This is a genomic window from Vulcaniibacterium tengchongense, from assembly GCF_003814555.1.
In the GTDB taxonomy this organism is placed as follows: domain Bacteria; phylum Pseudomonadota; class Gammaproteobacteria; order Xanthomonadales; family Xanthomonadaceae; genus Vulcaniibacterium; species Vulcaniibacterium tengchongense.
The window spans coordinates 186,613-207,172 of the sequence record NZ_RKQN01000001.1 but is presented as its reverse complement, the minus strand read 5'-3'; the positions used below and the strand labels follow the sequence as shown (position 1 = coordinate 207,172).

Annotated in this window: 25 protein-coding genes; 21 read left to right on the top strand and 4 right to left on the bottom strand. The window is 73.2% G+C overall.

All coding sequences use genetic code 11. The features are described from left to right. Positions 1-107: 107 nt before the first annotated feature. The 5 genes from EDC50_RS00995 (at position 108) to EDC50_RS00975 (ending at position 4,167) form a co-directional block, all read left to right on the top strand. Positions 108-899, top strand: a complete 792-nt coding sequence (locus EDC50_RS00995; protein WP_123768618.1) for a siderophore-interacting protein — start codon at positions 108-110, stop codon at positions 897-899. 83 nt (positions 900-982) lie between these two features. Next, positions 983-2,017, top strand: a complete 1,035-nt coding sequence (gene purM / locus EDC50_RS00990) for a phosphoribosylformylglycinamidine cyclo-ligase (RefSeq protein ID WP_123768617.1) — start codon at positions 983-985, stop codon at positions 2,015-2,017. Positions 2,018-2,038: 21 nt separating this feature from the next. Next, positions 2,039-2,728 (top strand): phosphoribosylglycinamide formyltransferase, encoded by a 690-nt coding sequence (gene purN / locus EDC50_RS00985; protein WP_123768616.1) that lies wholly within the window; start codon positions 2,039-2,041, stop codon positions 2,726-2,728. A 30-nt stretch (positions 2,729-2,758) separates the two neighbouring features. After that, on the top strand, positions 2,759-3,475 hold the full coding sequence (locus EDC50_RS00980; RefSeq protein ID WP_123768615.1) for a DUF3108 domain-containing protein: 717 nt from the start codon (positions 2,759-2,761) through the stop codon (positions 3,473-3,475). Beyond that, on the top strand, positions 3,475-4,167 hold the full coding sequence (locus EDC50_RS00975) for a DUF3108 domain-containing protein (RefSeq protein ID WP_123768614.1): 693 nt from the start codon (positions 3,475-3,477) through the stop codon (positions 4,165-4,167). Before EDC50_RS00980 ends, EDC50_RS00975 begins: the two co-directional genes overlap by 1 nt. 193 nt (positions 4,168-4,360) lie before the next feature. On the opposite strand, the gene EDC50_RS00970 is transcribed toward EDC50_RS00975, so the two are convergent. From EDC50_RS00970 to EDC50_RS00960, 3 genes are all read right to left on the bottom strand, one after another. Continuing rightward, the gene (locus tag EDC50_RS00970; RefSeq protein ID WP_123768613.1) at positions 4,361-4,681 is read right to left on the bottom strand and encodes an EF-hand domain-containing protein; all 321 of its coding nucleotides are present in this window, start codon (positions 4,679-4,681) and stop codon (positions 4,361-4,363) included. Between the two features lie 8 nt (positions 4,682-4,689). Next, positions 4,690-5,964 carry a UDP-N-acetylglucosamine 1-carboxyvinyltransferase gene (murA, locus tag EDC50_RS00965; RefSeq protein ID WP_123768612.1) on the bottom strand — a complete coding sequence of 425 codons (1,275 nt, stop codon included), beginning with the start codon at positions 5,962-5,964 and terminating at the stop codon, positions 4,690-4,692. Positions 5,965-6,113: 149 nt separating this feature from the next. Continuing rightward, entirely contained in the window at positions 6,114-6,353 is a 240-nt protein-coding gene (locus tag EDC50_RS00960; RefSeq protein WP_123768611.1) for a BolA family protein, read from the bottom strand. 143 nt (positions 6,354-6,496) lie between these two features. Between EDC50_RS00960 and EDC50_RS00955 the strand changes: the two genes are divergently transcribed. From EDC50_RS00955 to EDC50_RS00880, 16 genes are all read left to right on the top strand, one after another. Beyond that, a complete protein-coding gene (locus EDC50_RS00955) occupies positions 6,497-7,495 on the top strand; it encodes a KpsF/GutQ family sugar-phosphate isomerase (RefSeq protein ID WP_123768610.1) in 999 nt (332 codons plus the stop codon). Between the two features lie 84 nt (positions 7,496-7,579). Continuing rightward, positions 7,580-8,161: a KdsC family phosphatase gene (locus EDC50_RS00950; protein WP_123768609.1), complete on the top strand. Its 582-nt coding sequence runs from the start codon at positions 7,580-7,582 to the stop codon at positions 8,159-8,161. Continuing rightward, positions 8,158-8,724: an LPS export ABC transporter periplasmic protein LptC gene (lptC, locus tag EDC50_RS00945; protein WP_123768608.1), complete on the top strand. Its 567-nt coding sequence runs from the start codon at positions 8,158-8,160 to the stop codon at positions 8,722-8,724. Before EDC50_RS00950 ends, lptC begins: the two co-directional genes overlap by 4 nt. Beyond that, a complete protein-coding gene (gene lptA / locus EDC50_RS00940) occupies positions 8,705-9,217 on the top strand; it encodes a lipopolysaccharide transport periplasmic protein LptA (protein WP_123768607.1) in 513 nt (170 codons plus the stop codon). The genes lptC and lptA overlap by 20 nt, the downstream gene beginning before the upstream one ends. After that, positions 9,217-9,936: an LPS export ABC transporter ATP-binding protein gene (lptB, locus tag EDC50_RS00935; RefSeq protein WP_123768606.1), complete on the top strand. Its 720-nt coding sequence runs from the start codon at positions 9,217-9,219 to the stop codon at positions 9,934-9,936. Before lptA ends, lptB begins: the two co-directional genes overlap by 1 nt. A gap of 75 nt (positions 9,937-10,011) precedes the next feature. Next, entirely contained in the window at positions 10,012-11,415 is a 1,404-nt protein-coding gene (locus tag EDC50_RS00930) for an RNA polymerase factor sigma-54 (protein ID WP_123769588.1), read from the top strand. 91 nt (positions 11,416-11,506) lie between these two features. Beyond that, positions 11,507-11,833 carry a ribosome hibernation-promoting factor, HPF/YfiA family gene (gene hpf, locus EDC50_RS00925; RefSeq protein ID WP_123768605.1) on the top strand — a complete coding sequence of 109 codons (327 nt, stop codon included), beginning with the start codon at positions 11,507-11,509 and terminating at the stop codon, positions 11,831-11,833. A 127-nt stretch (positions 11,834-11,960) separates the two neighbouring features. Further along, the gene (gene hprK / locus EDC50_RS00920) at positions 11,961-12,911 is read left to right on the top strand and encodes an HPr(Ser) kinase/phosphatase (RefSeq protein WP_123768604.1); all 951 of its coding nucleotides are present in this window, start codon (positions 11,961-11,963) and stop codon (positions 12,909-12,911) included. Beyond that, positions 12,908-13,786, top strand: a complete 879-nt coding sequence (gene rapZ / locus EDC50_RS00915; RefSeq protein ID WP_123768603.1) for an RNase adapter RapZ — start codon at positions 12,908-12,910, stop codon at positions 13,784-13,786. Before hprK ends, rapZ begins: the two co-directional genes overlap by 4 nt. A 213-nt stretch (positions 13,787-13,999) precedes the next feature. Beyond that, positions 14,000-14,311 carry an EF-hand domain-containing protein gene (locus EDC50_RS00910; RefSeq protein WP_123769587.1) on the top strand — a complete coding sequence of 104 codons (312 nt, stop codon included), beginning with the start codon at positions 14,000-14,002 and terminating at the stop codon, positions 14,309-14,311. Between the two features lie 29 nt (positions 14,312-14,340). Next, positions 14,341-14,658 carry a hypothetical protein gene (locus EDC50_RS00905; protein ID WP_123768602.1) on the top strand — a complete coding sequence of 106 codons (318 nt, stop codon included), beginning with the start codon at positions 14,341-14,343 and terminating at the stop codon, positions 14,656-14,658. 107 nt (positions 14,659-14,765) lie between these two features. Next, on the top strand, positions 14,766-15,158 hold the full coding sequence (locus EDC50_RS00900; protein WP_123768601.1) for a PTS sugar transporter subunit IIA: 393 nt from the start codon (positions 14,766-14,768) through the stop codon (positions 15,156-15,158). A gap of 70 nt (positions 15,159-15,228) precedes the next feature. Then, entirely contained in the window at positions 15,229-15,498 is a 270-nt protein-coding gene (locus tag EDC50_RS00895) for an HPr family phosphocarrier protein (protein WP_123768600.1), read from the top strand. A 7-nt stretch (positions 15,499-15,505) separates the two neighbouring features. After that, positions 15,506-17,230, top strand: a complete 1,725-nt coding sequence (gene ptsP / locus EDC50_RS00890) for a phosphoenolpyruvate--protein phosphotransferase (protein WP_123768599.1) — start codon at positions 15,506-15,508, stop codon at positions 17,228-17,230. A gap of 297 nt (positions 17,231-17,527) precedes the next feature. Further along, complete coding sequence (gene mgtE / locus EDC50_RS00885; RefSeq protein WP_123768598.1) at positions 17,528-18,889, top strand: magnesium transporter; 1,362 nt, start codon at positions 17,528-17,530, stop codon at positions 18,887-18,889. 221 nt (positions 18,890-19,110) lie between these two features. Further along, the gene (locus tag EDC50_RS00880) at positions 19,111-19,932 is read left to right on the top strand and encodes a carboxylesterase family protein (protein ID WP_123768597.1); all 822 of its coding nucleotides are present in this window, start codon (positions 19,111-19,113) and stop codon (positions 19,930-19,932) included. A gap of 18 nt (positions 19,933-19,950) precedes the next feature. Here the strand turns inward: EDC50_RS00880 and EDC50_RS00875 are convergent, their stop codons facing one another. Next, positions 19,951-20,511: a nuclear transport factor 2 family protein gene (locus EDC50_RS00875; protein WP_123768596.1), complete on the bottom strand. Its 561-nt coding sequence runs from the start codon at positions 20,509-20,511 to the stop codon at positions 19,951-19,953. Positions 20,512-20,560 lie beyond the last annotated feature (49 nt).

The window sequence follows — 20,560 nt, the reverse complement described above, 5'->3', positions numbered from 1 at the left end:
CCCGCGCCCTATCCGGCGCGCGCCGACGGACGCGCCCGCCGCCGTCGGCTCCGCGCCGGCCGTCCCGCGGCGGCCGCCCGACGCGGCCGCCGCCACTGGAGTCTCCCATGAACACGCATGCCCACCGCGTGCTGCGCCATCCCGTCGTCTTCCGCACCGTCGAGGTGCTGCGCGTCGAACCGCTCACGCCGCACATGCGGCGGGTGGTGTTCGGCGGCGAAGAGCTGCGCGGCTTCCTCAGCGCCGCGCCGGACGACCACGTCAAGCTGTGTTTCCCCAACCGCGAAGGCGAGCTGGTGGCGCCGACCCCGGGGCCGCAGGGGCCGGTGTTCCCGCCCGGCCGCGAGCCCTCGCCGCTGCGCGACTACACCCCGCGCCGCTACGACCCGGCGCGCAACGAGCTGGCGATCGACTTCGTGCTGCACGGCGAAGGCCCGGCCGCGAACTGGGCCGCCGCCGCCACACCGGGCCAGCGCCTGGCGCTGGGCGGGCCGCGCGGTTCGTTCGTGGTGGCCGACGACTTCGACGGCTACGTGCTGGCCGGCGACGAGACCGCGCTGCCGGCGATCGGCCGCTGGCTGGAGGAGCTGCCGCCGCGGGCGCGGGCGTGGGCGCTCGTCGAGATCCCCGGGGAGGCCGACCGCCAGCCGCTGGCCTCCGCCGCCCGGGTCGAGGTGACCTGGCTGGCGCGCGACGGCCGCGACCCGGCCGCGCCGGGGCTGCTGGAGCAGGCGCTGCGCGCGCTGCCCGCGCCCCCGGGCGACGCGTTCTACTGGATCGCCGCCGAATCGCGCCGCGCCCGCGCGATGCGCCGGTTCCTCGCCGAGGAGCGCGGCGTGCCCAAGGACTGGCTGCGCGCCACCGGCTACTGGAAGGCGCATCCGGACGAAGACGCCTGAGCCGCATCCGCCCGCCGGCGCGGCCGGGGCCACGCGGCTGATAAAATCGCCGGCCTTGCCTTTTCGCGACCGCCGAGGCCGCCGTGACCCAGCCCACTCCCCTCACCTACCGCGATGCCGGCGTCGACATCGACGCGGGCAACGAGGTCGTCGAACGCATCAAGCCGCTGGTCCGCCGCAGCTTCCGGCCGGAGGTGATGGGCGGCCTGGGCGGCTTCGGCGCGCTGTTCGATCTGTCGGGCAAGTACCGCGAGCCGGTGCTGGTGTCCGGCACCGACGGCGTGGGCACCAAGCTCAAGCTGGCGCAGCAGCTGAACCGCCACGACACCATCGGCATCGACCTCGTCGCGATGTGCGTGAACGACGTGCTGGTGCAGGGCGCCGAGCCGCTGTTCTTCCTCGACTACTTCGCCACCGGCAAGCTCGACGTCGACACCACGGTCGCGGTGGTCGGCGGCATCGCCAAGGGCTGCGAGCTGTCCGGCTGCGCCTTGATCGGCGGCGAGACCGCCGAGATGCCGGACATGTACCCGCCCGGCGAGTACGACCTGGCCGGCTTCTGCGTCGCCGCGGTGGAGAAGTCCAGGCTGCTCGACGGCGGCAAGGTGCGCGCCGGCGACGTGCTGGTCGGCCTGGCGTCCAGCGGGCCGCACTCGAACGGCTATTCGCTGGTGCGCAAGATCTACGAGCGCGCCGGGCGCCCGGCCGAGCTCGACCTCGGCGGCGTGCGCCTGGTCGACGCGCTGATGGAGCCCACCCGGCTGTACGTGAAGCCGGTGCTGGAACTGCTGGCCAGGCACGACCTGCACGCGATGGCGCACATCACCGGCGGCGGCCTGACCGAGAACATCGTCCGGGTGATCCCGGAAGGCCTGGGCCTGGACATCGAGGCCTCCGCGATCGTGCTGCCGCCGGTGTTCGACTGGCTGCAGCGCGAGGGCGCGGTGCCGCGCGAGGAGATGTGGCGCACCTTCAATTGCGGCATCGGCTTCGTGCTGGTGGTGGCGCCGGGCGACGTCGCCGCGGTCGCGGCCGACCTCGACCGCCTGGGCCTTCCGCATCGGCCGATCGGCCAGGTGGTCCAGGCCTCCGGCGCCGACCGCGTCCGCATCGGCTGAGCGCGCTTGTCCGGCGTTCCGATGCCCCCCGCCGGGGCGCGCCCGTCCCGGATCGCGGTGCTCGCCTCGGGCCGCGGCAGCAACCTGCAGGCGCTGCTCGACGCGATCGCCACTGGCGCGCTCGACGCCGAGCTGGTCGGCGTGTTCTCCGACCGCCCCGACGCGGCCGCGCTGCGGCGGGTGCCCGAGCCGCTGCGCTGGAGCCGCGACGCGCGCGCGTTCGCCAGCCGCGAAGCCTTCGACGCCGAACTGGCGGCGGCGCTGGCGCAGCGGCGGCCGCACTGGGTGGTCTGCGCCGGCTACATGCGCATCCTCGGTCCGGCCTTCATCGACGCGCTGCGCGGGCGCCTGCTCAACATCCACCCGTCGCTGCTGCCGAAGTACCGCGGCCTGCGCACGCATGCGCGCGCGCTCGCCGACGGCGAGCGCGAACACGGCGCCAGCGTCCATTTCGTCAGCCCCGAGCTCGACGCCGGCGCGGTGGTCGCGCAGGCGGCGGTGCCGGTGCGGCCGGGCGACGACGCCGAAACCCTGGCCGCGCGCGTGCTGGCGGCGGAGCATCCGCTGCTGGTGGCGACGCTGCGCCTGGCGGTCGCGGGGCGGCTGGCCGAGGGCGACGGCGTCGCCCTGCTCGACGGTCAGCCCGTGTTTACGCCGCTGCGCTTAGATTCCGCCGGTGTTCTGCGCCTGCCGGACGGCGTGCCGGTCTAGCGACGGATCCGCGCCGGGGCTCGAGGATCGATGAGAAAGCTCGTTTCGTTCGTTGCGATGCTCCTGCTCGGCGCCGCCTGCACCGGCCCGGCGCGGGCACTGGAGCCGTTCGTCGCCAACTACCAGGTGCTGCGCGGCGGCGAGCCGCTCGGCGAGGCGACCATGCAGGTCGCGCGCGAAGGCGAGAACCGCTGGCGCGTCGATCTGGGCATGCGCGGCACCACCGGCCTGTTCGGCCTGGCCGGCGTGAACGCGCAGCAGAGCACGAGCTTCGAGGTGGTCGGCGAGGCTTACCGCCCGCTGACCCAGACCACCGTGCGCAAGGCCGTGTTCATGGGGCGGAAGATCGAGGGCGTCTACGATTGGTCCTCGCGTACCGCGCGCTGGAGCGGCGACGTCAAGAAGACCCGCCGCGCGCCGGTGCCGCTGCAGGACGGCGACATGAGCGGCCTGCTGATCAACCTGGCCATCGTCCGCGACGCGCAGCCGGGCAAGCAGCTGCGCTACCGCTTCGTCGACAACGGCCGCGCCCGCGACCACCATTACACGGTCGCGCCGGAACTGGAGGGCGTGGTGGTCGACGGCATGGGCTTCAACGCCATGCGCGTCAGCCGCATGCAGGGCGGCGCCGAGGAGACGGTGGTGTGGGTGGTCGACGGCGTGCCCACGCCGGTGCGGATCCTGCAGCGCGACGATGGCAAGGACACGTTCGACCTGCGCCTGGTCGATTACAAGGGAGCCCCCTGATGGCACGACAGCGTTCTTTCCCCCGCCTGCGCGTCGCGGCCGCGGCCGCGCTGCTGATGCTGGCCAGCGCGCCGGCGCTGGCGCTCAAGCCGTTCACCGCCGACTACCAGGCCAGCTACATGGGCATGCAGGGCAACGGCCGCATGACCCTGGCCCAGGCCGACGGCAACCGCTGGACCTACACCCTCGCGGTGACCAGCCCCCTGGCCGAGCTCAAGCAATCCACCGTGTTCGAGGACAAGGGCGGGCAATGGCGCCCGCTGTCCGGCAACGACAGCTCCAAGGTCCTGACCAAGCGCCAGAACAAGACCGCGGCCTACGACTGGTCGCGCGGCGTCGCCAGCTGGAGCGGCGACGTCAAGCCGGACCGCGCCGGTCCGCTGCCGCTGCAGCCGGGCGACCTGGACGCGCTGCTGGTGAACCTGGCGATCGTCCGCGACGTGCATGCCGGCAAGCCGCTGCAGTACCGCATGGTCGAGGACGGCCGGGTCAAGCAGCTGCGCTACGAGGTCGCCGGCAAGGAGTCGATCAGCGTCGGCGGCAAGACCGTGCAGGCAACCAAGGTGGTCGGCAACCAGGGCGACAAGCAGATCATCGCCTGGGTGGTCGACGGCATGCCGGTGCCCGCGCGCATCCTGCAACGCGACAACGGCCAGGACGCGATCGACCTGCGGGTGACGGCGGTGCGCTGAGGCGCCGCCCCGGCGATGCCGGAGCTGCATTTACCGCGGGGGCCGGGCGCGGACAGGGCAGGAAACCCGGCAGGCCCGGGCCCGCGCGGCTGCGCCAGCGCGCACGGACTTCGCGCCTGAATGCCACGATGCGTCGCCACCGGCGCGCATCCGCGCAAGCCGCGCGCCTCCGCGGCAAGGCGGCAAGGGCCCCTCAGCGCGCCGGAGGCGGCGCCTGCGCCACCGTGGTGCGGCAGTCGACGCGGATGGTTTTGCCGCCGCTGCGCCAGGCATAGGTATGGCATTCGCGGCGGCCTTCGCGGGTCGTGCGCACCGTCACCGCGTACAGGCTCTGCAGGATTTCGCCCTGGCCGACGACGCCGTCGCCGTTCCAGTCCATGTCCTCGGCGGCGGTGCCGTGGGTCGCCGCGGAGCCGGTGAAGTGCAGCCACGCGACCGCAGCCAGCAGCGCCAGCACCAAGGCGTAGAGCGCGCGGCGGCGCGGCGAGATCGAGGCGAGGGAGAACCGGGCCATCGCCGCGCTCACCCGATCCGCCGGATCTTCGCGCCCAGCGCCGACAGCTTCTCCTCGATGTTCTCGTAGCCGCGGTCGAGGTGGTAGATGCGGTCGATCGTGGTGGTGCCCTGCGCGACCAGGCCGGCCAGCACCAGCGACGCCGAGGCGCGCAGGTCGGTCGCCATCACCGGCGCGCCGCTGAGCCGGGGCACGCCGCGCACGATCGCGGTGTGGCCTTCGACGCGGATGTCCGCGCCGAGCCGCAGCAGCTCGTTCACGTGCATGAAGCGGTTCTCGAAGATGGTCTCGTTGATCACTCCGACGCCGTCGGCGATCGCGTTCAACGCCATGAACTGCGCCTGCATGTCGGTCGGGAACGCCGGATGCGGCGCGGTGGTCAGGTCGACCGCGCGCGGGCGGCGCCCGCGCATGTCCAGGGCGATGCTGTCGCCGTCGATGCCCAGCTCCGCCCCGGCCTGCTGCAGCTTGTCCAGCACCGCGTCCAGCGTGTCCGGCCGCGCGCAGCGGGCGACGATGCGGCCGCCGGTCATCGCCGCCGCGACCAGGAAGGTGCCGGTCTCGATCCGGTCCGGCAGCACCGAGTGGTGGCCGCCGTGCAGGCGCTCGACCCCGTGCACCACGATGCGGCCGCTGCCGGCGTTCTCGATGCGCGCGCCGAGCGCGTTGAGGCAGTCGGCCAGGTCGACCACCTCCGGCTCCATCGCCGCGTTCTCGAGGATCGTGGTGCCTTCGGCCAGCACGGCCGCCATCAGCACGTTCTCGGTGCCGGTGACGGTGACCACGTCGAACACGAAGCGCGCACCGCGCAGGCGGCCGTTGCGGTGGGCCTTGATGTAGCCGTTCTCGACCGCGATCTCCGCGCCCAGCGCCTGCAGGCCCTTGATGTGCTGGTCGACCGGGCGCGAGCCGATCGCGCAGCCGCCCGGCAGCGAGACCTCGGCCTGGCCGTACTTGGCCAGCAGCGGCCCCAGCACCAGCACCGAGGCGCGCATGGTCTTGACCAGCTCGTACGGCGCGACCTGGCTGTGCACGGTGCTCGGGTCGACCACGATGGTGCGGCCCCTGGCCAGCGTGCCCTCGTCGACGCTGATGCCGGCGCCGAGTTCGCCCAGCAGCTTGAGCGTGGTGATCACGTCGTGCAGGTGCGGCACGTTGCCGATCGTCACCGGCGCGTCCGCGAGCAGGGTCGCGCACAGGATCGGCAGCACCGCGTTCTTGGCCCCGGAGATGCGCACCTCGCCGTTGAGCGCGGCGCCGCCTTCGACAACGATTTTCTGCATGGGATGGATTCGCGATGGGATGGGGTCGAAAGCCGCCGCGGCAAGCCTAGCCGCGTTTCCGCCCGCGATTGCCGCGAACGCGGGAATTTAGCGTCCCTGCCCTGGCTCGAAGGCGCCGCCGCGCGCCGGGCGGCAGGCGCGCCGGCGGCTCACGGCGAGCGGGCCGCCTCTTCCGGCGTCAGCGTCTTCAGCGCCAGCGCGTGGATCTCGCCGCCCATGCGCCCGCCCAGCGTGGCGTAGACCAGGCGGTGGCGCGCGAGCGGCAGCTTGCCGCGGAACGCTTCGGCCACCACCGTGGCCTCGAAGTGCACGCCGTCGTCGCCGCGCACCTCGGCGCGCGCGCCGGGCAGGCCTTGCTCGATCAGCTGGCGGATGGTTTCGGGAGTCACGGACGGCCTCGGAGCTGCAGGCGGCCGGCGGCGCCTGCCGCGCGCCGGCCATTGGTGAACGGAAGCCCGCGCCGGGCGGGCGTTCGGCGGACGAACCGCATAGAATTGGTCGGTTAGCGTAGCGGAAAGGACCGCGCTCCGAAATGGCAACCGCCCCCTCCTCTCCCGGCGCGCCGGCCGGCCTGGCCGAAAGCGGCCGCCGCGTGTTCGAGATCGAAGCGCAGGCCTTGGCCGCGGTCGCCGCGCGCATCGACGGCGACTTCTCCGCCGCCTGCCGGCTGATGCTGGAGACGCGAGGCCGCGTGGTCTGCACCGGCATGGGCAAGTCCGGCCACGTCGCGCGCAAGATCGCCGCCACCCTCGCCTCGACCGGCACGCCGGCGTTCTACGTCCACCCGGGCGAGGCCGGCCACGGCGACCTGGGCATGATCACCGACGCCGACGTGGTGCTCGCGCTGTCCTACTCCGGCGAGAGCGACGAGGTGCTGATGCTGCTGCCGGTGCTCAAGCGCCAGGGCAACAGGCTGATCGCGATGACCGGCCGGCCCGGTTCGTCGCTGGCGCGCGAGGCGGACGTGCACCTGGACGTCAGCGTGCCGGCGGAGGCCTGCCCGCTGGCGCTGGCGCCGACCTCCAGCACCACCGCCTCGCTGGCGATGGGCGACGCGCTCGCGGTCGCGCTGCTCGAAGCGCGCGGCTTCACCGCCGACGACTTCGCGCGCTCGCACCCGGCCGGCGCGCTCGGCCGGCGCCTGCTGTTGCACATCGCCGACGTGATGCACGGCGGCGACGACGTCCCGCGCGTGCACGCCGACGCCAGCATCAGCGAGGCGCTGGTGGAGATGAGCGCCAAGCGCCTGGGCATGACCGCGGTGGTCGACGACGACGACCGCCTGCTCGGCCTGTACACCGACGGCGACCTGCGCCGCACGCTGGACGACGCCCGCGTCGACCTGCGCGGCACGCGCATCGCCGAGGTGATGACCCGCTCGCCCAAGACCATCGGCGCGGACGCGCTGGCGGTGGAGGCGGCGCAGCTGATGGAGGCGCACAAGATCAGCGGCCTGATCGTGGTGGACGGCGAGCGCCGCGTGGTGGGCGCGCTCAACATTCATGACCTGTTGCGCGCCCGGGTGGTGTAAATCGCCGCGCGGCCCTCGCACGCCGCGCCGCCACCGGCAACCGCCATCGAGAACGAACGACCGATCGACAACCGCCCTCCACCGATGCCCTCCTCCGCCCCCGCCCGCTATCCCGTCGAAGTCCGCGAACGCGCCGCGCGCATCCGCCTGGCGTGCTTCGACGTCGACGGCACCTTGACCGACGGGCGGCTCTACTTCGACGGCGAGGGCCGCGAGCTCAAGGCCTTCCACGTCCACGACGGCCAAGGCCTGGTGCTGCTGCGCAAGGCCGGCCTGGCGGTGGCCTTCGTCACCGCGCGGCCGAGCCGCATCGCCGAGCACCGCGGCGCCGAGCTCGGGCTGACCGAGATCCACACCGCAGTCGCGGACAAGTACGCGTGCGTGCTCGACATCGCCGCGCGCCTGGGCCTGGCGCCGGACGAGGTGGCGTTCATGGGCGACGACCTGCCGGACCTGCGGGTCATGCTGCGCGTCGGCCTGGCGGTGGCGCCGGCCAGCGCGCACCCGTGGGTCGCCGAGCGCGCGCACTGGCGCACCTCGGCGCGCGCCGGCCAGGGCGCCGCGCGGGAGCTGTGCGACTTGCTGCTGGTGGCGCAAGGCCGCGCCGAGCCGCTGCTCGACGAGTTGAGCCGCGTCGAGGGCATGCGCATCGAGGGCAAAGCATGAACTGGCGCGCGCTGGCGACGGCGCTGCTGCTGGTCGGCGCCGCGCTGAGCGGCTGGGCGCTGTGGTCGCAGCGCGAGCGCGACGCCGGCCGCGCCGAGGCGGTGCAGCGGCCCGATTACGTGCTGCACGACTTCGAGCTGGTCGTGCTCGACAAGCAGGGCCGCGAGTCCTTCACCCTGCGCGCGCCGCTGCTCGAGCGCGACCCACAGGTGAAGACGATGGCCATCGCCACGCCGCTGTTCCTGATCCCGCCGCGGCCCGGCGGCAACGGCGGCGCCTGGGAAGTGCGCTCGCGCAGCGGCTGGGTCAGCGCCGACAACGAGGAGCTGCGCCTGCGCGGCGCGGTGCGCGCCGAGAGCGTCGACGCCGAGGGCCGGCCGATCCGCATCGCCACCGAGCAACTGAACGTATTCCCGCAGGCCAAGCGCGCCACCTCGGGCGTGCCGACGACCGTCACTCAGCCCGGCCTTATACTGAACGGCCGCCGCCTCGAGGCCGATCTCGAGAGCAAACGGATCCATCTCGCCGAGGTCAAAGTCCGCTATGAACGCACTGCCCGCTAAGCTGCTGGCGCTCTGCCTCGGCGCTTTGCTCCCCGCCGCGGCGCTGGCCAAGTCCTCCGACCGCAACCAGCCGATGGACCTGGACGCCGACAGCACCGACTGTTCGATCAACGACAACGCGCCGTGCACGTTCCGCGGCAACGTGAACATCGTGCAGGGCACGCTGAACATCCGCGCCGCCACCGCCGACGTCCGCCGCAGCAACGGCGAGATCCAGACGGTCAAGCTCACGGGCGCGCCGGCGACGATGAACCAGGAGCTGGACGACGGTTCGCAGTTCAAGGCGCGCGCGTCGCAGGTGGACTACGACGTGACCCGCGAAACCGTGGTGCTGACCGGCAACGCCTTCGTCGAGCAGCCGTCGGGCAACATCGCCAGCGACCGCATCGTCTACAACATGAAGACCGGCCAGGTGCAGAGCGGCGGCCAGGGCGGCGGCCGGGTCAAGATGCGCCTGAACCCGAAGAACTCCCAGCAGCAGGGGGGCGGCTGATGCTGGTCGCCCAGGGGCTGCGCAAGGCCTACCGCGCGCGCGAGGTGGTGAAGAACTTCGGCCTGACGCTGGACGCCGGCGAAGTGGTCGGCCTGCTCGGCCCCAACGGCGCCGGCAAGACCACCTGCTTCTACATGATCGTCGGGCTGGTGCCGGCGGACGCCGGGCAGATCGTGCTCGACGGCAAGGACATCACCGCCGAGCCGATGTACGTGCGCGCCAAGTACGGCGTCGGCTACCTGCCCCAGGAGCCGTCGGTGTTCCGCAAGCTCAGCGTCGCCGACAACATCCGCCTGGTGCTGGAGCTGCGCGACGATCTCGACCGCGACGGCCGCGAGCGCGAGCTGGCCAACCTGCTCGACGAGCTGCAGGTGACCCACGTCGCCGACCAGATCGGCGCCAGCCTGTCCGGTGGCGAGCGCCGCCGGGTGGAGATCGCACGCGCGTTGGCGGCGAAGCCGCGGCTGATGCTGCTCGACGAACCGTTCGCCGGCGTCGACCCGATCTCGGTCGGCGAGATCCAGCGCATCGTGCGCCACCTCAAGAATCGCGGAATCGGGGTCTTGATCACGGACCATAACGTCCGCGAAACCTTGGGGATCTGCGATCGGGCGTATATTCTCAACGAGGGCGGCGTGCTCGCTCAGGGAGCTCCCGATGCGCTGCTCGCCAATCCCGACGTCCGTCGCGTCTATCTGGGCGAAACCTTCCGGTTGTAGCCCCCGGTTCAGCGAAGGCAGGGCCGGCCGAGCATCGCGGCGGCCGTCGACCGTTCGAGGTCGTGTGTCGCGATGATGAAACCCCGCCTGCAAGCCACGCTCGGTCAACAGTTGGTGATGACGCCGCAGTTGCGTCAGGCGATCCGCCTGCTGCAGCTGTCCGCGGTCGAACTGGAAGCCGAACTGGTGCAGGCGGTGGAAACCAACCCACTGCTCGACTGGACCGAGAGCGCGCTCGAACTGGAGCGCGATGCCGAGGCCCCGGGCGCCGAGGCCGAAGCGGCGGAGCCGCCGGAGCCGGACTGGGCGATGGAGGGCGAGGCCTGGGCCGAGCGCGGCGGCGGCGGCGAGCGCGACGACGACGTGCCGCTCGCGGAGCAGGTCGCCGAGGCCGAGACCCTGCACGACCACCTGCTCTGGCAACTGCACCTGAGCCACCTTTCGCCGCGCGACCGCCGCATCGGCGTCGCGGTGATCGAGGCGATCGACGACGACGGCTACCTGCGCGAACCGCTGGATTCCATCGCCGCCGCGCTGCGCGACGAATTCGCGGTCGGGCAGGACGAGATCGTGGCGGTGCTGCGCCAGGTCCAGCGCTTCGACCCGGTCGGCGTCGGCGCGCGCGACCTCGGCGAGTGCCTGCGCCTGCAGCTGGAACAGTACGCCGAGGACACCCCCGGCCGCGCGCTGGCCTGGCAACTGGCGAGCGGGCCGCTGGAGCGGCTGCCGAAGATCGGCGTGGCCGGGCTGGCCGCGGAACTGCGCCGCGACGCGGCGGAGGTCGAGACCGCGGTGCAGCTGTTGCGCTCGCTCGACCCGCGCCCCGGCTCGCAGGTCGGCGCGGTCGCCTCCGACACCTACGTGGCGCCGGACGTGGTGATCTGGCGCCAGCACGGGCAATGGCGGGTCACGTTGGCCGAGGGCATGCGCCCGCGGGTGACCATCCACCGCGGCTACGAGAGCATGATCCAGCGCGCCAGCGCCGCCGACGCCAGCTACCTGCGCGGCCACCTGCAGGAGGCGCGCTGGCTGCTGAAGAGCCTGGAGGCGCGCGGCGAGACCCTGCTCAAGGTCGCGCGCTGCCTGATCCGGCAGCAGGCCGCGTTCCTCGAGTTCGGCGACAGCGCGCTGCGCCCGCTGACCCTGCGCGAGGTCGCGGCCGAGGTGGGCCTGCACGAATCCACCGTTTCGCGCGCGATCGCGCGCAAGTACGCGCGCACCCCGCGCGGCACCATCCCGCTGCGCGCGTTCTTCGCCTCCGGCATCGAGACCGGCGCCGGCGGCGAGGCCTCCAGCACCGCGATCCAGGCGATGATCCGCCGCCTGATCGAATCCGAGAACCCGCGCAAGCCGCTGTCCGACGCGCGCCTGGCCGAGACGCTGAAGGCGACCGGCGTCCCGGTGGCGCGCCGCACCGTCGCCAAGTACCGCGAGGCGATGAGCATCCCGTCCTCGCAGGACCGCATCCGGATCGGTTGAACGCCGTCCGGCGGCGGCCGCCGGCACCCCCTTGCGCCGCGCGGCAGGCATGCGATCCTGTGATTCCGTCGCGACGTAAAGGAGGTCTCCGATGCGTATCGAAACCTACGGCCAGCAGATCGACGTCACCCCCGCCCTGCGCGATTACGTCGAGACCCGGTTGGCCCGCCTGCAGCGGCATTACGACCGGCCCCTGGACGTGCGCGCCCAGCTCAGCGTGGAGAAGCCCGATCACTGCGCCAAGGCGACCGTCAGCGTCGCCGGCCGCACGCTGCACGCCGACGCCGTCGGCAAGGACATGTACGCGGCGATCGACCTGCTCGCCGACAAGCTCGACCGCCTGCTGAAGGACCACCACAAGAAGCAAATCGACCGCCACCGCGGCGAGAGCGCGCTGCGCAACGGCGGCCTCGGCTGACCGCCGCTCGCGCGCCCGCACCGCCGGCACGGCGAAGCGCGATGCGTTCGCGCCGCGCCGTGCGGCGGCTCCCACCTGCGTCTCCCCTTTCCCGATGACCCCAATCGTCCCCGCGTCCGAAGGGCGCATGACCGCCAGCATCAGCGCCGGCGAGCTGTTCGAACAGCAGCGCGAGCGCCTGGGCCTGCGCTGGCTCGCCGGCCAGCGCGGCGAACGGCGCGTGCTCGAGGCGGTGGAGACGGTGGCGCGGCGGCCTTCGCTGGCGGGCTACCTCAACATCATCTATCCGAACAAGGTGCAGATCCTCGGCACCGAGGAACTGGCCTGGCTCGACGCCCTCGACGCGCGCGCGCGCTGGGAGACGATCGAGAAGATCATCCAGTTCCGTCCTCTCGCCCTGGTGGTGAGCAAGGACCAGACCTGCCCCGAGGACCTGCGCATCGCCGCCGAGGAGAGCGAGACGCCGCTGTGGGCCTCGCCGCGCCGCGGCCACGAGCTGCTCAACCTGCTGCAGTACCACCTCGCGCGCGCGCTGGCGCCGCGGGTGACCCTGCACGGGGTGTTCATGGAGATCTACTCGATCGGCGTGCTGATCACCGGCGAGTCCGGCTCGGGCAAGAGCGAGCTGGCGCTGGAGCTGGTGACCCGCGGCCACCGCCTGGTCGCCGACGACGCGCCGGAATTCACCCAGATCGCGCCGGACGTGCTCGACGGGACCTGCCCGGAGATGCTGCAGGACCTGCTCGAGGTGCGCGGCCTGGGCGTGCTCAACATCCGGCAGATGTTCGGCGACACCGCGGTCAAGAACAACAAGTACCTGCGCCTGATCGTGCACCTGGCCAAGCCGATGAGCGAGCCCAAGCCGATGGGCATCGAGCGCCTGATCGGCGACAGCGGCGTGCGCCGCGTGCTCGACCTGGACGTGCCGATGATCACCCTGCCGGTGATGCCCGGCCGCAACCTGGCCGTGCTCACCGAGGCCGCCACGCGCCTGCACAGCCTGCGCATGAAGGGCCTGGACCCGGCCGCGGCGTTCATCGCCCGGCACAGCAACTTCCTGGAGCGCGGCGACTCGTGAGCGAAGCCCCCGTCCCCGCCCTGGTCATCGTCAGCGGCATGTCCGGCTCCGGCAAGTCGGTCGCGCTGAAGACGTTCGAGGACCTGGGCTACTACTGCGTCGACAACCTGCCCGCCGACCTGCTGCCGCAATTCGTGCGCAGCGTGATCCGGGGCGACGACGCGCCCGCCAAGCTCGCCGTCGGCATCGACGTGCGCAACCGCCACAGCGACTTGGCCAGCCTGCCGGAGTGGCTGTCGGCGGTGGGCGCGCTCGGTCCGGACCCGCGCCTGGTGTTCTTCGACGCCGGCGACGACGTGCTGCTGCGCCGCTACGCCGACACCCGCCGTCGCCACCCGCTCAGCCATCTCGGCCTGGCGCTGGCGGACGCGATCTCGCTCGAGCGGCAGGTGCTCAAGCCCTTGCGCCAGCTCGCCGACGCGGTGGTCGACACCAGCGCGCTCAACGTGCACCAGCTGCGCAGGCTGGTGATCACCGATTTCGGGATCGGCGGCGACGCCGGCATGTCGCTGCTGTTTGAATCGTTCGCCTACCGCCGCGGCGTGCCCGCCGACGCGGACTTCGTCTTCGACGCACGGGCGTTGCCGAACCCGCACTGGGACCCGGTGCTGCGGCCGCTGTCCGGGCGCGACACCGCGGTGCGCGAATACCTCGACGAGCAGGCGGACGTGCAGACCTTCGTCGCGCAGATCGCCCGGTTCCTCGACACCTGGCTGCCGCGCCTGCACACCGACAGCACCCGCAGCTACGCCACCATCGCCTTCGGCTGCACCGGCGGCCGGCACCGGTCGGTGTACCTGGCCGAGCGCCTCGCCGCGCACGCCCGCGCCCAAGGCTGGGACGAGGTCGCGGTGCACCATCGCGAACTGGACTGAACGGCGCGCCCGCGCACGATCCCCGCCGCGAGCGCGCGCGGGCCGGATCGCGGCTGCCTGCCGCCTAAACAGGGCCTGACTTCGCCCCGGCGCGCTCCCGTCCTTACGAGATTTTCTCGCCACGCCTGCACGGCGCTTGCGTCCGGGCCGCTACCGTGGACGCGAACCGTCGGGGCCGCGCTCCGGCGGCGCCCTTCCAGCCGGGAGAATGCCATGACCCCTGCGACCCTTGCCCCCGCGCTCGCGTTGCTGAGCCTGCTGTTGGCGGCTTCGCCGGCCCTGGCCGCGGCGCAGAGCGCGCAACCGCCGCCGCCGAACCAGCCGCCGGCGGAACGCGGGCCGTCCCCGGCGCCCGCGCCTGGGTTCCGCGGCCTGGACCGCAACGGCGACGGCATGCTCAGCCACGACGAGGCGGTGCTGGACGCCGCCACCAGCCGCGATTTCGTCCGCATCGACCAGGACGGCGACGGGCAGCTCTCGCAAGCCGAATACGCGCTGTACCACGGCGACGACCGCGAGGACTGAGTCGCCCCCACTCTCGAGGAGACAGAACGATGACTACCGCTCCCCTTCGCGCGGCCGTGCTCGCCGCATTGACGCTGATGGCCGTGGCCGGCTGCAACCGCGACGCCGACAACCCGCCGGCCGACACCGCGCCGCCGGCCGACACCACGACGCCACCGGCGGACACCACCACGCCGCCAGCGGATACCACCACGCCGCCGACGGACACCACGACGCCGCCCACCGACACGACCACCCCGCCCGAAACCGGCGCCCCGCCCCCGACCGAGGGCACGCAGACGCCGACCACGCCGCCCACCGGCGACCAGAACCCGCCGAGCGACCAGACCACGCCGCCGGCGCGCTGAATCCGACCGGCGTCCCCCAACGGCCCGCGCCCGTCGCGGGCCGTTTCGCATGCGCGGCACGGCGGCGGCGCTTTCGGGCGGTCATGCCGCTCTGTTAAGTTGGCGCCATGGCCGTCGGCATCCTCCTCGTCACCCACGAAGGCATCGGCAACGCGCTGCTCGGCGTCGCGCGGCGCCTGCTCGGCGCGCTGCCGTTGCGCGCCGAGGCGCTGGAAGTGCCGTTCGGCGGCGATCCGGACGCGCTGCTGGCGCAAGCCAGCGCCGCGCTGCGCCGCGTGGACGACGGCGACGGCGTGCTGCTGCTGACCGACCTGTACGGCGCGTCGCCGAGCAACCTCGCCGCGCGCCTGGCCCGGCTCGGCACGCCGGTGCGCCGGGTTTCCGCGCTGAACCTGCCGATGCTGCTGCGGGTGATGAACTACGCCGAGCTGCCGCTGGAGGAGCTGCCGGCGATCGCCGCCGCCGGCGCCCGCAACGGCGTGGTGCTGGACGAGGCCTGACGCCGATGCGAGCGCGCCCCATGCGACCCTGGACGATGCAGCCCCTGCGGACGGCCCCGAGGACCCGGCGATGATCGAACGCGAACTGACCGTGACCAATCGCCTCGGCCTGCACGCGCGGGCGACCGCCAAGCTGGTCCAGGTGCTGGCGCCGTTCCGCTGCAGCGTCACCCTCACCGCCAAGGGCCGCGAGGTCAACGCCAAGAGCATCATGGGCGTGATGCTGCTCGCCGCCGGCCAGGGCACCCAGGTGCGCGTGCGCGCCGAGGGCGAGGACGAGGCCACCGCGGTCGAAGCGGTGGCGGCGTTGTTCGAGCGCCGCTTCGACGAAGACGGTTGAGGCGGGCATGAGGCAGGAATTCGTCGGCCACGGCGCTTCGCGCGGCAGTGCGCTGGGTCGGGCCCGGGTCCGCCTGCCGCACGCACTCGAGGTCGTCGAGGAGCACATCCCCGAATCCGCGGTCGAGGCCGAGCTGGGCCGCCTGCACGCCGCCGTCGCCGGCGTGCGCGCCGAGATGCACGCGCTGCGCGAGCGCCTGCACGGCGCGCTCGCGCACGAGGTCGGCGAGTTCCTCGACCTGCACAGCCTGCTGCTCGACGACCCCGAGCTGCTGCAGGGGCTGGACGAGCTGATCCGCAACGGCCGCTGCAGCGCCGACTACGCGCTGCGCCTGCAGCGCGACCGCATCGCCGCGGTGTTCGAGACCCTGGACGATCCGTACTTCCGCAGCCGGGTCGACGACATCGACCAGGTGATCGGCCGCATCCACGCCGCGCTGCACCGCGACGAGGCGCGGCCCGCGGGCGTGGCCGGCGAGATCCTGGTCACCGACAACGTCGCGCCGGCCGAGCTGGCGCAGCTGCAGGCGCAGGGCGTGATGGCGATCGCCACCACCGCCGGCAGCGTGCTCTCGCACACCGCCATCCTCGCCCGCAGCCTGCACCTGCCGCTGGTGACCGGCCTGCCGCCGACCCTGCTGCAGCGGGTCAACGACGGCGACGTGCTCGCGGTCGACGGCGGCGGCGGCCGGGTGATCCTGGAGCCGGACGCCGAGGACCTGCGCGCGCACCGCGCGCGGGTGCGCGAGCTGGCGCGCGAACGCAAGCAGCTGTACCGCCTGCGCCGCGAGCCCACCCGCACCGTCGACGGCGTCGACATCCGCCTGTTCGCCAACGCCGAGTCGCGCGCCGACGTGGCCGAGGCGCACGCGCTCGGCGCGGCCGGCATCGGCCTGTACCGCACCGAGTTCCTGTTCCTGCAGCGGCAGGCGCCGCCGGACGAGGAAGAGCAGTTCCGCGCCTACCGCGACGTCGTGCTCGGCATGACCGGCCGCGCGGTGACGATCCGCACCCTCGACCTCGGCGCGGACAAGGCCGACCGCGCCGGCCTGAGCGTGCGCGCCGAGCCCAACCCCGCGCTCGGCCTGCGCGGCGTGCGCCTGTCGCTGGCGCGCGACGGGCTGCTCGACGCGCAGCTGCGCGCGCTGGTGCGCGCCTCCGGCTACGGCCCGGTGCGCATCCTGTTGCCGATGATCTGCGCGCGCGAGGAGATCCTGCGCGTGCGCGCGGCGCTCGACCGCGTCGCCGGCGAGTTGCGCGCGCAGGGGCACGAAGTCGCCGAGCGCGTGCCGCTGGGCGCGATGATCGAAGTGCCGGCCGCGGCCATCGCCCTGCCCGGCTTCATCGACGACGTCGACTTTCTCTCGATCGGCACCAACGACCTGGTCCAGTACCTGCTCGCGGTGGACCGCGGCAACGAGGCGCTGTCGGACCTGTACTCGCCGCTGCATCCGGCGGTGCTGCGGGTGCTGCGCTACGTGATCCGCCTGGGCCAGCGCGCCGGCAAGCCGGTCGCGGTGTGCGGGGAAATGGCCGGCGACCCGCACTTCGCCCCGCTGCTGCTGGCGCTGGGCCTGTGCGAGTTCAGCCTGCACCCGGCCACCCTGCTGGAAGTGCGCCGCACCATCCGCGCCTGCGACCTCGACGCGCTGCGCGCGCAGGCGCCCGCGCTGCTGCGCGCGCGCGACCGCGCGGCGATCGAAGCCTGGATCGGCGCGAACATGCCGTGCTGAGCACGGCCGAAAGAAACGCGGCGCCCCTGCTTGCCCTCTTGCTCGGCCGTCGTCGCTTGCAGGCGTCTTCGGCGCCCGGATCGAAGGGAACGAACGCGCCGGTGTCCGGCCCGCGCGGAACGCCCGCAGCCGAACCGGACCGCGCCGGTTCGCGCAAGCGACGCGAGCGCGGCGCGCGGACGCGCAGGGGGTGGGCAGCGTCGGGTTCCGGGAGGATAATGCGCGCATGAACGCCTGACCTCGTCGCGCCCCCGTGGCCGACTCGACCACGCTTCGAGAGAAGCCGGGAACCACCGCATGGCCGAAGCCGTCCGCCACGACAAGACCGCGCGCCAGCTGCGCCTGCTTTCGGACGCGCTGGACAGCGGCCGCCTCGGGCCGGTGCGGCGCCTGGTCAACACCCTCTCCCCCGCCGAGATCGGCAACCTGCTCGAATCGCTGCCGCCGGCCAAGCGCACGGTGGTCTGGGGGCTGGTCGACGCCGAGGACGACGGCGAGGTGCTGGTGCACGTCGGCGACGAGGTGCGCGAGAGCCTGCTCGCCGAGATGGACCCGGACGAGATCGTCGCCGCGGTCGAGGACCTCGACATTGACGACCTCGCCGACCTGGTCGAGGACCTGCCGGACACGGTCATCGACGAAGTGCTCAAGTCGATGGACCGCGAGAACCGCGAGCGGCTGGAGCAGGTCCTGTCGTATCCGGAGGACACCGCCGGGCGCCTGATGAACCCCGACGTGGTGACGGTGCGCGCCGACACCACCGTCGACGTGGTGCTGCGCTACCTGCGCCTGCGCGGCGAGCTGCCCGAGCACACCGACCACCTGTACGTGGTCAGCCGCCGCCACCAGTACCTCGGCCGCATCGCCCTGGCCGCGCTGCTGACCCACGAGCCGGCCACGCCGATCAACCAGCTGATCGACGGCGAGCAGCCGGCGATCGACGTGTCCGAGTCCGCCGCCGAGGTGGCGCGCAAGTTCTCCGACCACGACTGGCTCAGCGCGCCGGTGGTCGACGAGAACAACATCCTGCTCGGGCGCATCACCATCGACGACGTGGTCGACATCATCCGCGAGCAGGCCGAGCACCAGGCGCTCGGCGCGGCCGGCCTGGACGAGGACGAGGATCTGTTCAGCCCGGTGTGGCGCGCCACCCGGCGGCGCCTGATCTGGCTGTCGATCAACCTCGCCACCGCGTTCCTCGCCGCCAGCGTGGTCGGCCAGTTCGAGGGCACCATCGACAAGCTGGTCGCGCTGGCGGTGCTGATGCCGATCGTCGCCGGCATGGGCGGCAATGCCGGCACCCAGGTGCTGGCGCTGATGGTGCGCGGCCTCGCGCTCGGCCAGGTCGGCGCGTCGAACGCGCGCATCCTGCTGTGGAAGGAGGCGCGGGTGGCGCTGCTCAACGGCCTCGCCCTGGGCACGGTGCTCGCCGGCATCGTGCTGCTGTGGTTCCACAACGTCGGCCTGTCGCTGGTGATCGCGGTGGCGCTGACGTTGAACCTGCTGTTCGCCGCGCTGGCCGGGGTGCTGGTGCCGCTGGCGCTCAAGCGCGCGGGCTTCGATCCGGCCCTGGCCAGCAGCATCTTCCTGACCACGGTCACCGACGTGATGGGCTTCTTCACCTTCCTCGGCCTGGCCACGCTGTTCCTGTTGCGGTGAGCTCCCCGCAGCGAGCGCGGCCGCCTTTTCCCGAAACAAGGGAGCGTCGCGGAGGCGCGCGCCGGCGGCGCACGAAGCCGCTCCGCGCGATCCGCTCGGTTCGCGGGCTTTCCGCCGCGCGCCGGCAGCGTTCCGGCGGCCGCGCCGCGCGCCGGCGGCGCGTTGCGCGCGGCCGGCGGCAGCGGAATGATGGGGCGCGTCCCTCCGCAGCGAACCGCCCCATGCTCCCGCCGCTTCCGCGATCCCGCCACGCGCGCCCGCTGCGCGCCTTGCTCCTGGTCCTCGTATTGGCGACGACCGCCGCCTGCGTGCACGCGCCGCGGCGCGAGGCTGCGGGCGGCTTCGTCGAGCGCGAACTGCGGCTGGACGGCCGCCTCCACCGCTACCGGGTGTTCGTGCCGACCCTGCAGGCCGGCGGCCGGCGGCCGCCGGTGGTGCTGTTCCTGCACGGCTCGGGCGAGCGCGGCGACGACAACGTGCGCCAGGCCGAGGTCGGCCTCGGCCCCTACGTGCGCCGCCATTCCGCCGACTTCCCGGCGATCGTGGTGTTCCCGCAGTCGCCGCGCGGCGAGTCCTGGACCGGCGCCACCGCGCGCATGGCGCTGGCCGCGCTCGACGCCAGCCTGGCCGAATTCGGCGGCGACCCGGAACGGGTCGTGCTGACCGGCATCTCCCGCGGCGGCTACGGCGTGATCGAGCTGGCGCTGATGCAGCCGCAGCGCTTCGCCGCCCTGGCGCCGGTCTGCGGCGGCATCACCCAGCCGAACGTCCCCGAGCCGCTGTTCGTCGCCGCGGTGGCGACGGCGCCGGACCCGTTCGCCGCCGCCGCCCTGAAGCTGCAGCCTGTGCCGATCTGGCTGTTCCACGGCGCCCGCGACGAGGTCGTCACCCCCGACCAGTCGCGGCACCTGGCCGAGGCCCTGCGCCGCGTCGGCGCCGACGTGCGCTACACTGAATTCCCCGACCTCGGCCACGACGCCTGGGACGCCGCCTACGCCACGCCGGAACTGTGGCGCTGGGCGTTCGCGCAGCGGCGGCGCTGAGCGGCCGCGCCGCGGCGCCTAGTCCGGCTTCGGCGCCGGCGCGGCCGGATCGCGCGCCGGCCGCGCGGCGTTGGCCGGCGACGGATCGGCCAGGCCCCAGTACTCGCGCATCGCGCGGATCCTGTCGCCCTCGACCACGAACACGATCGCCTCGAAGTTGCGGTAGGCCTCGGCCGGGACGCTTTCGCCGTAGCTCTCGAACACCGCGGTGTCGCCGGCGATGGTCACGTCCAGCGCGCGCCCGGCGATCCGCACGCCGCGGTTGGATCCGATCCAGGCCAGCAGCGCGGCCTTGCCAGCCGCGCCGTCGCGGCGGCCGGCCTGCGGGCCGGCCGGGAACTGGAACTGGAAGTCGTCGGTGGTCATCGCCAGGAACGGCTGCCAGTCGCCGCTGTCCCAGGCGGCGAGGAAGCGCCTCCAGGCCTCCATCGCGACACGTTCGGTGCGCGCGTCGGCGCCGCGCTGCACCTTCGGCGCGGGCGCGGCCTCGCCGCCGGCGGCGTGCAGCGCGAAGGGAGCGCACAGGGCGAGCGCCGCGAACAGCGGCACGAATACGGTCGAACGCAGGACCGGCGACATCGGGCGGCTCCGCGGGGGAATGGCGCGATTATGCGCAAGCCCCGGCGCG

Excerpts from the sequence above, each read along its gene's own strand:
- lptC (WP_123768608.1), top strand. The coding sequence starts at position 8,158 with ATGAACTGGCGCGCGCTGGCGACGGCGCTGCTGCTGGTCGGCGCCGCG.
- EDC50_RS00875 (WP_123768596.1), bottom strand. The coding sequence starts at position 20,511 with ATGTCGCCGGTCCTGCGTTCGACCGTATTCGTGCCGCTGTTCGCGGCG.
- hprK (WP_123768604.1), top strand. The coding sequence starts at position 11,961 with ATGACCGCCAGCATCAGCGCCGGCGAGCTGTTCGAACAGCAGCGCGAG.
- EDC50_RS00980 (WP_123768615.1), top strand. The coding sequence starts at position 2,759 with ATGAGAAAGCTCGTTTCGTTCGTTGCGATGCTCCTGCTCGGCGCCGCC.
- EDC50_RS00975 (WP_123768614.1), top strand. The coding sequence starts at position 3,475 with ATGGCACGACAGCGTTCTTTCCCCCGCCTGCGCGTCGCGGCCGCGGCC.
- EDC50_RS00900 (WP_123768601.1), top strand. The coding sequence starts at position 14,766 with ATGGCCGTCGGCATCCTCCTCGTCACCCACGAAGGCATCGGCAACGCG.
- EDC50_RS00910 (WP_123769587.1), top strand. The coding sequence starts at position 14,000 with ATGACCCCTGCGACCCTTGCCCCCGCGCTCGCGTTGCTGAGCCTGCTG.
- EDC50_RS00880 (WP_123768597.1), top strand. The coding sequence starts at position 19,111 with ATGCTCCCGCCGCTTCCGCGATCCCGCCACGCGCGCCCGCTGCGCGCC.
- EDC50_RS00905 (WP_123768602.1), top strand. The coding sequence starts at position 14,341 with ATGACTACCGCTCCCCTTCGCGCGGCCGTGCTCGCCGCATTGACGCTG.
- purN (WP_123768616.1), top strand. The coding sequence starts at position 2,039 with ATGCCCCCCGCCGGGGCGCGCCCGTCCCGGATCGCGGTGCTCGCCTCG.
- EDC50_RS00995 (WP_123768618.1), top strand. The coding sequence starts at position 108 with ATGAACACGCATGCCCACCGCGTGCTGCGCCATCCCGTCGTCTTCCGC.
- EDC50_RS00955 (WP_123768610.1), top strand. The coding sequence starts at position 6,497 with ATGGCAACCGCCCCCTCCTCTCCCGGCGCGCCGGCCGGCCTGGCCGAA.
- EDC50_RS00970 (WP_123768613.1), bottom strand. The coding sequence starts at position 4,681 with ATGGCCCGGTTCTCCCTCGCCTCGATCTCGCCGCGCCGCCGCGCGCTC.
- hpf (WP_123768605.1), top strand. The coding sequence starts at position 11,507 with ATGCGTATCGAAACCTACGGCCAGCAGATCGACGTCACCCCCGCCCTG.
- lptA (WP_123768607.1), top strand. The coding sequence starts at position 8,705 with ATGAACGCACTGCCCGCTAAGCTGCTGGCGCTCTGCCTCGGCGCTTTG.
- mgtE (WP_123768598.1), top strand. The coding sequence starts at position 17,528 with ATGGCCGAAGCCGTCCGCCACGACAAGACCGCGCGCCAGCTGCGCCTG.
- EDC50_RS00895 (WP_123768600.1), top strand. The coding sequence starts at position 15,229 with ATGATCGAACGCGAACTGACCGTGACCAATCGCCTCGGCCTGCACGCG.
- ptsP (WP_123768599.1), top strand. The coding sequence starts at position 15,506 with ATGAGGCAGGAATTCGTCGGCCACGGCGCTTCGCGCGGCAGTGCGCTG.
- EDC50_RS00950 (WP_123768609.1), top strand. The coding sequence starts at position 7,580 with ATGCCCTCCTCCGCCCCCGCCCGCTATCCCGTCGAAGTCCGCGAACGC.
- murA (WP_123768612.1), bottom strand. The coding sequence starts at position 5,964 with ATGCAGAAAATCGTTGTCGAAGGCGGCGCCGCGCTCAACGGCGAGGTG.
- lptB (WP_123768606.1), top strand. The coding sequence starts at position 9,217 with ATGCTGGTCGCCCAGGGGCTGCGCAAGGCCTACCGCGCGCGCGAGGTG.
- EDC50_RS00930 (WP_123769588.1), top strand. The coding sequence starts at position 10,012 with ATGAAACCCCGCCTGCAAGCCACGCTCGGTCAACAGTTGGTGATGACG.